The organism is Neolewinella aurantiaca (assembly GCF_008014675.1).
Lineage (GTDB): Bacteria > Bacteroidota > Bacteroidia > Chitinophagales > Saprospiraceae > Neolewinella > Neolewinella aurantiaca.
The window spans coordinates 1-12,096 of record NZ_VOXD01000059.1; the positions used below are offsets into that span (position 1 = coordinate 1).

3 protein-coding genes are annotated in these 12,096 nt (G+C 48.9%); all 3 read left to right on the forward strand.

Annotation, left to right across the window (positions count from 1 at the left end; all coding sequences use genetic code 11):
- Window positions 1-578 precede the first annotated feature (578 nt).
- Window positions 579-3,641 carry a sensor histidine kinase gene (locus FUA23_RS21580; RefSeq protein WP_187271182.1) on the forward strand — a complete coding sequence of 1,021 codons (3,063 nt, stop codon included), beginning with the start codon at window positions 579-581 and terminating at the stop codon, window positions 3,639-3,641.
- Window positions 3,642-3,827: 186 nt separating this feature from the next.
- A complete protein-coding gene (locus tag FUA23_RS21585) occupies window positions 3,828-4,541 on the forward strand; it encodes a LytR/AlgR family response regulator transcription factor (RefSeq protein ID WP_147932859.1) in 714 nt (237 codons plus the stop codon).
- A 358-nt stretch (window positions 4,542-4,899) separates the two neighbouring features.
- Window positions 4,900-12,096, forward strand: a 7,197-nt coding sequence (locus tag FUA23_RS21590; RefSeq protein ID WP_222707078.1) for an SdrD B-like domain-containing protein, incomplete at its 3' end; no start/stop codon positions are given.

The window sequence follows — 12,096 nt, forward strand, 5'->3', positions numbered from 1 at the left end:
ACAGGTACTAAATGCTATCCGGAACAAACTATGTAGAGCGATCTACGCTTGCCACGAAAACAAAGTTATGTATGAAAGAAAGTTGCAAGCTTCTTTGGTTATCTCATAGCAATCGCAGGTGCAAAAACGGTTTTTCGAAGAAGCCAGAACAAGTCTGCGTCCGGAAAAGACAGTTTGCCGGGCAAATTATAATTGGGCATAAAGCTATCTTCAACTATCTCTGCATCCTGCGTCCGCGCATGCGTATTCCTTCCGCAAAAGGGAGATGTTGGCTTGTTTTTTCAGGAAACGCTTTCAGTTCCGCGTGATTATTTTGGGGTTCAAACGGCGGATGGTGGAGGTTCTACGTTAAAAATAAGGGGGCAACGTTCAGTAGGATATCTACGAAGTACTAACTTTGCCAGATGTTGTTTCATAACAGAGGTATTTTCCTGATAATGATGCTATTGCTCTTGTCTACTACATGTCTTCGGTCTCAGCAGGAGGCATCACAGAAGGATGATTGTACGGACGAATACCGTTGGGTAGAGCGTTCATTCACGACTAAAACGGGATTGGGGGGGTACACTACTCGTAGCATGTTTCAGGATGAACTGGGGTTTATCTGGTTGGAAACGAGTAAGCAACTGCAACGATTTGATGGGGCGCACTTTTCTTCTGTTCCCGAATTTCGTGAGTTACCTGATTCTGAAGACTTATTAAGTCACATATACGAAGCACCCGGCCCGTGGGTGCTGCAAATGAGGTACCTGACCGATTCTCTTAAGAATAACGCTCCGTTCGATACCCTCGTTGATCCGGTGGGAGATAATTGGTCTGTATTGGAGGCCCGCTTTATAAACTCTCTCACGCTGGAAACTAAAACTTGGAATAGTTACTGGGAAGACTCACCTCCAGCATTCCCGATTGGTGATGTTTATCAATTGTACAAAAACAAGAGTGATGACGTGTACCGGGTGACTCTGAAGAACGGAGCCATGTTTCGGTTTGATGGCCAGTGGAAAATGATTTTCCCTCCCGGCCAGACAGGGAAAGTACAGCATATCGTTTTTTCACCTCAAGGGTGGTACCTCATGTTGAGGAAGCAAACACTAAGCATTCATGATGAAGATGATGAAGAATTGTGGAGCATGCAGCTTTGCGAACCCCTGGCCAATAACAGGGTTCTGGCACGGGGCGGAAAATGGTACGCTTCAAGTCTGCTGGAGGAACTTTTACATCCGTTGCTGCTTCCGGACCTGGATTTGAATGATTTGCCTGGAGAATCAGAGCGCCTGCAGGAGCATTTTCAATATTTAAACGCTCCGGTGAATCCTGGTGTCAGGCCGTACAGGTCTCCCGATAATAGTGTGTTGTACTTGGAGATACCGCTGAAAACAGAAACGTGTAATATCATAAATGGAAAAGGAGAGGTCTATTGCAGACTGAATGGGTTGAAGTATCGGCATTTGATGCTTGTTGATGGTCAGGGGAACTATTGGTTTCATGGTGGAGGACGTTTGCAGGTAGGAAAGCCGGTACCAAAAATATTTAAACAAACTTCCAGCCTCAATCCAAAAGGTAGTGTGCGCAGTTTTGTCCGGTTTAGTGACTCATTGCTTTGGGAGAACTCCTACTCAGGTGTAAACGTGTACAAGTTGCCGTTTCGCCCCGAAGAGGAACCGCTATACCGTTATCCGGATCAGGTCTATGGGATAGTGTCCGTATCGGAAAGTGAAGGAGAGGTCCTCACGGGGGGACATGCTGCAGACCTGATGCGGTCAACGCCCGGAGAGAAACATAGGTTTGTTAACGAGGAATTTACCCGAAACACTAGTCATGTTTCTATTACAACGATGCTTACAACACGGAAAGGAATCCGGTGGGCAGGGACAGTCAATAACCTCTATCACTATTTTGATGGTGAGTGGAAAGAAGCATTGCGAGGTTACTTCTCAGGTTTCGAAATACACTGTATGCGGGAACACAAAGATGGTATTTGGGTAGGCACCAGCGGAGGATTTTTCTTACTTGCCCCTGACGGGCACCGGGTGCTTTTGTCCCCGAGAGCCTGTAGGGGAGTTCAGGTTTATGAATGGTTGCGGGAAGGGAACACCTTCTGGCTGGCCACTAATCAGGGCTTACAGCGCTGGGAAATACAGTCTCCTGAAATTGAAATGATTTGCGATTTTTCCGATGTAATGCCAATATCCAGTGTTCATGCTGTTTACCGCAACAGTAGTGGTCAGTTTATCCTTCCTACTAACTTCGGTCTGGCCGTCTATGACCATGAAAATAAAAGAAGGCGTATTTGTAAAGAAGAGGACGGACTTCCGAATGATGAACTCAATCGCTATGCGCATTTGCGTTTGCCTGATGGTACTTTGGTAATGGGTAGTATCAGTGGAAGTTTTTTCTTTGATCCTGATGATCTCAATATAGATCTGCTGACAGAGGATAAAAAGTACGAGGCAGTTTGTGCGGTCAGTGTTTTTGACAGAAACAGCGGCTGGCAATCCCGAAATTTAAGTGAGAAAGACAGCGTGAAGAATTTGAACATTGGGGTAGAGGAAGTTTCTGTGCGGATAAGACTTTCTTCCTTCAGGTTTCTTGATGTAGGAACACAGGGGCTATTCTATCGGCTGAAAGGGTTGTCGGATGAATGGCGTCAGGTTGTCAATGGTGTTTTAGAGTTTAATACGCCAAACTATGGAGATTACGTTTTTCAAGTCAGAAGTGGTGGAGACCAGGATGACAGCGGCAAAATGCTTTTGAGTTTTAACCTGAGAGTTACCCCCCCGTTGTTTACGCAATGGTCCTTCTGGGCCTTGATCGTTGTGGTGATTTTACTCATGTTTATGGTCTTTTACAATGTGCGCCGGGCACTGTGGCTGCGCAGCCAGCGGAAACTGGAAAATGGCATTGCAGTTGCCACCGAAGAATTACGGGAAGTAAATGCCTGGAAGAGCAAAATTATGACAACAGCGGGTCATGACCTGAAGGGGCCAATGATGAGCCTCATGGGCATGGGCCAGAAGGTGAAGTTTCTCATAGACCAAAAGCAGTGGACAAGACTGGATTTAATTGGAATGCAGATTGATGGTCTTGCACTGCAGGCTTACCATACCTTAGACAATCTGTTGCTGCTGGGTAGAAAAAAAAGACATTCTCAACTTCCTTCAAGTGAAGTCGATGTGGTCGATTTATGCGACAATCAATTAGATTTTGTCCGGCCAATGGCAGTAATGAAGGGAGTCGAATTGTCCTTTGAGCACGAACATGTCAACTCGTTTAAAGGAAGCAGGTATGCATTGTCTTCGGTGATTCGCAACCTCTTACATAATGCTATCTCGTTTGCAGGCACAAAGGTTAACCTGCGCGTGGTTAACGTAGTGGACGGCGAGCATTCTTCAATTACCGTTCAGATCACGGATGATGGCCCCGGTTTTTCTCCCGAAACAAAAAACGCTATAAACCATCAGAAAAGAGCCTTGGCGGGCTTTGTCTCTTCTCATAACTCTTCAGGAATGGGGTGGTCGGTTATCATTGACGTACTGATTGAAAATGGTATCAGCTGGCGGGTGGAGAATAAAAACTCTGGTAAAGGAGCAAGCGTCACGCTGACTTTCCCTTTTCAACGCCTATCCTCAGTTAACAATTGATGACTAAAATACGGCAATTTGCCGCAGAGAAGGTCGTGAAAGGATTCTTATCACTCATTGTGCACCTTTGACGACTAGTGATGTTCAACACGAGCAAATGAGAAACATGCCAACTTCACAGGTCAGGCTGTTTGATGGAGCTTTCACTCGCTACAAGTAAGCGTTCTTGAAATTCAAAGGTTACACATGAAAATTAGGATCAAAGTAGGTATTATTGATGACGACCCTCTCTATGCGTTGGAGCTCGAGGTCTTACTAAGAGCACTCAATTATAAGGTCGTCGTAGTTGAGCCCTCAGAGGTAAATACAATCGTAGAAACAGTAGTAAGGAAGAAAGTGGATATAGTTCTTTCCGATATCTTCTTCACCAAGCGACCTGTAGGTCTGTCGCTCGCAAAGGAGTTCATGAAGCGTGATATTCCTTATGTGCTTTATACGGCCGATGATCAGCCAGGTGTTTTTGATGTCGCTCAAAGGATGAGACCGTATGGCTATCTGGTCAGACCATTTAATAAAAAAACTATAGATCGGACCATCAAACTGGCAATGATTCATCGGGCTAATACCCGCGCAGCGGCGCTGGCTCCGTTACCTTTTTCAGCTAAAAATTCTAAAGGAGACCTTGTCCGGAGCGACTACAACGAGGTCCAGGCTATTGAGGCGGAAGGGAACTACTGTTTCTTCATTCTGGGTGAGCGGAAGTTATCTGTATACTCTTCAATGGTGAAACTGACAAACCAGCTGCCCAAGGGCATGTTTATACGCGTTCATCGCCGGTATTTAGTGGCGGGTAATATGATTAAAAGTGTTAATCCTGCGAAAGGAGAGGTAATTGTTGGTGATATAGCCTATCCAATTGGGGCTAAATACAAGAAGGACCTCTTGGAATTTATGCAATAAGCTTCCGGATGCTTCCGTCCTGTGTTTTGATGAAATTGCTGTTGGAAATTCCCGTTAATTTCGACAAGTCACGGACCCTGTTTGGTGCATAAATGCCTGGGACTAGAATTTCGTCCAGTGCTTCCACCTGGTGAAGCATAATACCTGGTCAATTGTAAAGGTTCAATGCAGTAAAAGCTGGGTTTTCTTTTTCAATCAGTGAGATGGGTGTTTTGTCATGGTAAATAGGCGCTTTGTCATATTGTTGGCGTTTGGCCACGCTCGAAGGCCTTCTGTCATTATAAGATGAAATTGGTAAAAACAAGGCTTTTACCTTAAGGGCTCACAACATGACAACTTGATTTTTTAAGCATTTCTCATGAAAAATAGAGTATACCTCTGTCTGGCACTAATATGCCTGGCACACTATTCCTTTGCCGCAAGTGATGGGAATAGGAGCATATCTGGTTCTGAAAATATTGAGGAAGCCGCATACAATGCGGGGGTATACTCGCGTAACCTTCACTCCTACGCAGGAACGATGGTTTACGCGCTCACCAGCCCTGATGGATGGATGGCCCCTGACCTGCACGATACAGAAGCATTCTTTTGGGCCGCGGCCGCAGGTGCAAGGCCAGGTGAAGGATTTATGTCGCCTCCCGGCCCTTGCATCGCCGGACCAGGCGTCATCGGAGGTAACGTATTCAACGACTATAACAACGATGGAACGGATGATGGCACCGATGAAATCGGGCAGGAAGAAGCGCTGGTTCAGGTGTACAACTGCGACGATGAGCTGATCTGTGAAACCTACACCGATGAAGATGGCAATTGGTTCTGCGACAATATGACTGACGGCGAAACGTACCGTGTTGAGTTCTCCACACCATTACAATCTTACCTTCAGCCAAGCTACGCAGGAGTGGACAACGGAACGAACGTACAATTCATAACCAGCCCCCATTGTGAAGTCAATTACGGAGTTGTAGACCCGGCAGACTACTGCCAGGAAAACCCTCAGTTTTCCCTCGCCTGCTACGTACTGGGCGATCCTCAGTTCCACACTACTCAGGAAGCCGTACTGGAGGCCTCCCTGCTTTCCGGAGCCTTTTCACCCAGCTCTATGTTCGGCCCCGTTGGCCCCAGCGGAACGGGCAATGCTCAGCCTCCCGTAAGCCAGAGTCATATCGTCAATGCCCTCACGGCCGATATCGGTACGGTGCGCTTTATGGGGTATCACCGGGAGTCGAATACCATCTTGGTTGCCAGTTACATGAAGCGCTACGCCGGCTTTCCGAACGGACCTAACAATACCGCCCTGGGAACAATCTATGCTATTGACCGCGACAACAATCCAAACACCGTCGTGCCCTTATTTACGGCAAATGCCGGAATGGATGTTCACGAATATGCTTCACCGGACTTCAACGCGCCTACCTTCGGTGATACGCAGGCGAGGGACCTTGTCGGCTACGCTGGCTGGGGAGACATAGAGGTAGACGAAGAAAACGATCTCCTGTACGCCATCAATTACCACGATAACCTGATTTATGTTATCCCGCTGGTGCAAAGCGGAGGCACGGTCACCGCCGGAGCGGCCACAACCATTGCCTATCCAGCAGCAATCACTTCACTGTGTAACGGAGATGATTGGCGACCGGGAGCTTTGAAAATCCGCCAGGGATACCTCTATACTGCTATTACCTGTACTGCCCTTACTTCCCAGAGCGGACCGGACCTGCATACCTATATTGTCCGGATTCCTACCAATACGCCTACTCCAGTGTTTGAGTCGGTAATTGATTTCAGACTCAACTATCCCCGTCAACAATTTAATGGCCTGAATTCAACCTGGAGACCATGGCTGAACGGGGTGGAGACCCCCGAGATTTTAGGTGTGCCCAGCTCTTACTACCCGATGCCACACGTATCGGATATTGAGTTCGACGACCGGATGAACATGGTCATTGGTATCAGTGACCGCAAAGCTGATTATTCGGGAACCTTCAACGCAAATGCATCTTACCCATCTTCCGGATCACGCACAATAAATAGTGGAGATATTATTCGCGCAACGAAAAACAGTGACGGGTCATACCTGATAGAAGACATCATAAATGGAGCAAGCGTAAACCCTGAAGACGAATTTTTTATCGGTGATGGATCGTCCGCGGTGGGAACTCCCGGCGCACAATCTGCTAACCCTGTCGGGCACGTAGAATCTGGTTTTGGAGCCATCGCTGCTCAACCGGGCACGAACACCATCGTGATGCCGTCCATCTATGGTGGCAACTTTGGTGGCGTCCGGTTCATGGATGCAACAACGGGTTATTACCTGAGGTACCTGGCCCTTTTTCAAACACCCATCACTACTACCGACGGAACCGGTAACGGAGATTTCTTTGGCAAAGCAGCCTCCCTCGGAGACGCAGAGTTCCTCTGCGAAGAAATCCCCATCCAAATCGGCAACTACGTCTGGGAAGACAAAGACGCCGACGGCGTCCAGGATGCCTGCGAAGAACCGGGCATCGATGGTATTCCGGTCTCCCTCTACAACAATACAACCATGATGTTCGAGGCCGTAACCACTACGGCCAATGGTGGTCAGTACTACTTCAACGATGTGGGACAGGATACTGATTACTCCCTCGTGTTTGGGTACGATTATACCTCCGTAGCCACTGATGGATTATTCGATCAGGGGACAGCAACGATCGTTATAAACGGCGATCCTTATGAGTTGACTTCCACCAATGCAGTTCCATCCGCAAATAGTCCGTTCACCAGTGACCTCAACGATTCCGACGCCAGCCTGGCCGACGTCGCTGCCCTGACCTCTTTCCCCGTAATCAATTATACCACCTCAGAAGCCACCGACCATTCCCTGGACGTGGGCTTGCTGCGGGCGATCGACTGCGATTTACAGATCACCAGCATCGAACCGAACTGTACAGGTTCAGACAACAACGGCACCGTAACGTTCACCTACGACGTAACGGTAAACCTGAGCTACAATTACCCTGACCTCACTACCACCCCCAACGGAATTGAAGTGACCCTCGACGGAGTGACCATGAATACCGGCCCCCTCAATACTGCGACCGGAACCACCAGTATCACTTTCTCTGGAACCAGCGGACCTGCATACGGTCTGATCGTAACGGCCCAATTCGCAGGTGTCCCTACCTGCGAAGACGGGGCCATCGTTGATCTCATCGCCTGTTCGCCGGCCTGTGTCGGCGGTGGCGGCCTCGGCGGCAACGCTTTTAATGATTACGACAACGACGGCGCGGACGCAGGTGCAAATGAAGTTGGACAAGCAAACGTTCTTGTCGAAGTATACGATTGTACCGGAGACCTCGTCTGTTCCACTTACACGAATGCTGACGGTGATTGGTCTTGTCCCGATCTTACAAATGGTGCCGAACAGTACCGCGTAGAATTCTCCACCCCGCTTCAGGACTACCTCCAACCCAGCTATGCCGGAACGGACAACGGCACCAACGTTCAGTTTGTGAACGGGGGGGCTTGTGGAGTGGATTATGGGGTGGTAGATCCGGATGATTACTGCGAAGCTAACCCATTAGTCACTACAACCTGTTACGTTAACGGCGACCAAACTGCAAACCTGGATGCCTTTGTAGGAGTCAACTACGATAATTCAGGAAATGTACAAACTATAGCAAACGACGTACAGGTGGGAGCAGCTTGGGGAGTAGCCTTTGATCGGGATGATAAACTCCTCTTTACATCAGCTATCTTAAAGCGTCATGCAGGTTTTGGTCCGGGGGGAGCCGACGCAATCTATGTCTTTGATTATTCTTCACCAGCTGCTAACGGAGCAGGAACACTAATTGCTACCATCAATCTCTCAACTATAGGGATTGATGTAGGGACTGACCCACGAAATCCGGCTACCAATGACCTGGGTGCTACAAACCAGCCCACTTACGATATGAACGTCTTTGAGAACGTGGGCAAACTAGGCATCGGAGATATTGATATCGATTATGAAAACAATTTGCTGTACCTGACGAACCTCAAACTAGGTACGGTAGAAGTACTTGACGTAAGTAGTCCGACCAGTCCGGTCTCTGTAGCCACCTACTCTTTGATAAGAGAGGATTGTAGCGGAGAGCTTCGGCCGTGGGCAATCAAATACCATGATGGTCAGATATACGTAGGAGCAGTTTGTGAGGACGCAAGTCGTGCGTTCATTCAGCGGTTAGATACTCAGAATGGACTCGTGTCAAAATTTTACAGCTTCGACCTTGCCTATGAACGAGGTTGCATCCTTTACAATAATGTAGCTAGTGGCTCGGGTACTTGTTTTGCATCGGTTAACTGGAGGCCCTGGTCAGATGATTACAATGACGCCGACGCGTTCGTGAATGCTGGCGCAAACTGGAAGTCACTACCCCAACCAATTTTTTCTGATCTTGAATTTGATACTGATGGCTCCTTGATTATTGGGATGATGGATCGCTGGGGGCATCAGGCAGGTTACCCCAATTACATGCCAAATCAAAGTGACAATACACTCTACAGTTCCGTTGCAGGGGGAGATATTTTGAGAATCTGTAAAGTAGGAACACAATTCGTGTTTGAAGGAGGTGTCGGCTGTGATAACAACTACACTTCCCTTTACACTCCTGGCGCACTTGAATACTATGAAGACTTCATTGGAACAAATGGAGGCCATGATGAAACAGCTCTTGGTGGACTTGCCCTGATTCCGGGAACTGGTGAAGTCGTAGGCTCTATAACCGATCCGGTAAGATTTGGCTCATCAGGATTTACCTGGTGGGATAATAGTAACGGAGGACAGTTGAGAGACCGCGAACTCACTTTGTCCAACTACGCTACGGTAGAGGCAGGCTTCGGAAAGTCAGGAGGCCTTGGAGATGTTGAGTTGCTTTGTGGTGTACTCCCCATCCAAATCGGCAACTACGTATGGGAAGACAAAGACGCCGACGGCGTCCAGGGGGCCTGCGGAGAACCCGGCATCGATGACATCCCGGTCTCGCTCTACAACAATACAACCATGATGTTCGAAGCTGTAACCACTACGGCCAATGGTGGTCAGTACTACTTCAACGATGTCGCTGAAGACACCGACTATTCTATCGTTTTTGGCTACGATTACACCGCTACGGCAACCGAAGGACTCTTCAACTCCGGAACGGGTGAATTCACGGTTGGTGGCACGCCTTACGAACTAACCTCCACCGATGCCCCGGCTGGGAACGATCTCGACGACTCCGATGCGACGCTGATGGATGCCGCTACGCTGACTGGTTATCCCGTGATCAACTATACAACCAGCGATACGACCGACCATACCCTTGACGTAGGCCTCCACCGGGTATTCGAATGTGATTTGCAGATTACCAGCGTTGAACCGAACTGTAACTATCTGGACAACGGCGGCACGGCGGAGTTTACCTATGACGTGACGGTCAACCTGAGTTACAACTATCCGGACCTGGCCACAACCCCTGACTGGATCGTCGTAACCCTCAATGGCGTCAGCATTAATTCAGGCTCTCTAAGCACAGCAACGGGTACGACCAGTGTAACCTTTACCGGAGTCAGCGGGCCTGCCTACGGCCTGATAATTGGTGCCGAATTCTTCGACGCGCCTAGCTGCGCTGCTTTAACGGCAGTAGACCTTATCGCTTGCACGCCGGCCTGTGCTGGTGGTGGAGGCCTAGGAGGAAACGTCTTCAACGATTTCGATAACGACGGCGCGGACGCAGGTGCAGCGGAAGTTGGACAGGAAAATGCCCTCGTTGAAGTTTATGACTGCGATGGAAACCTCGTCTGCTCTACTTACACAAATGCTGACGGCGATTGGTCCTGTCCCGATTTAACGGACAATACCGAGCAATATCGTGTCGAGTTCTCCACTCCCCTTCAGAGCTACCTCCAGCCCGGTTACGCTGGTGTTGACAACGGCACGAATACCCAGTTTGTAATGGGAGGGGAGTGTGAGGTGGACTACGCTACCGTCGACCGGGTTGCTTACTGCGGAGAAGACCCCACAATGATTACAACCTGCTACATCACTGGCCCGGCTGATGACCCCGGTCACGAGAGCCTCGGAGCAGTAGTGACCTGGCCATTGAGCCGAAGAGGTACGTCTACTGGCTCTCCGCGACCTACTTACATCGCCTCCATTGCAGAAGTGGGCTCTACTTACGGTTTAGCTATTCAGAATACGACAGCTACGGCTTTTGTAGGAGCTTTTGCCAGCAGAAATATTGGGTATGGCCCTGGAGGAAATGGGGCTGTTTATGCGGTGGATCTTAATAACATAGCGGATCCTGTAGTCGTCGCCCTTATACCCAATACTGGTACTACTGTACATGGTACAAATGGTTGGTACCGAGACTCCGATTTCTATTCCCGGCCCGGAAAGGAAAGTCTGGGGGACGTGGAAATTTCTTCTGATGGTAATACTCTGTACGTAGTTAACCTCTACGATAAACACTTATACAGCATCGATGTTACACCCGAAAACCCAACATATGCTATTACTGACTTAGGTGCTATCCCTGATCCTGGTTGTGCAGGGGGGGGGGATGACTGGCGTCCGTTCGCATTGAAGTTTCATGAAAACAAACTCTACGTGGGAGGAGTCTGTAGTGGAGAAACTAACGCAAGTTTTGCAGAGCTTAGTGCTACTGTTTACCGGGTCGAATTATCCGGTAGAAGTACCGATTATTCAATAATACTATCCAGAGATTTGGACGGAGCCAGAGATCTGGTCAGTTCCTCTCTTTCGAACGGACGTTGGCGTCCCTGGACAAACACTTTTCCTCCAATTCCCAGTCAGGGCTTTTTCGTGGCTTATCCTTCACCGCTGCTCTCAGACATAGAAATAGATGAAGATAATTCGCTGATTCTCGGATTCAGAGATCGATTTCCTGATCAGGTAAGTAGCGGATCTCTCAATCCGTATGACTTAAACGACAATACGGCTTACGGACCTGCTACAGGTGGGGATATTAATCGCGCCTGTTTTAACGGTGCCTCAGGTGCCCTGTATGCTGGCAGCGCCGTGCTTGGAGATTGGGACTGGGAGGGTACTGGTGGCTGCGCTGATAACGACCCCTCGGCAGATATTGAGTTTTATCCGGATGAAATTCTGGTCAATCCCTCTGGGGTACCCTATGGTCACTTTGAAACAGCACAAGGAGCGCTTTCTCAGATAGCTGATAAAGAGTTTATTGTTACCACTGCGCTAGATCCTGTGTTCGAAACGGGAAGCGGTGGAGTCCTGATAATGAATAATACCACAGGACGGGCTACTAACGATGCCCAGCGGGGGTACACTGTCTTCCGGGGAGCAACTTCCACAAATGGTGGTGGTTTTGCGGGGAAAGGGAACGGTTTGGGAGACTTAGAGGCTATATGTGATTCCCCCCCCATCCAAATCGGTAACTACGTATGGCTCGACGACGACGAAGACGGCGTCCAGGATGCCTGCGAAGAACCGGTCACCGGACTGCCCGTCACCCTGTACACCCAGGATGACAACGGAACGTTGACGCAGGTCGACATGACCACCACC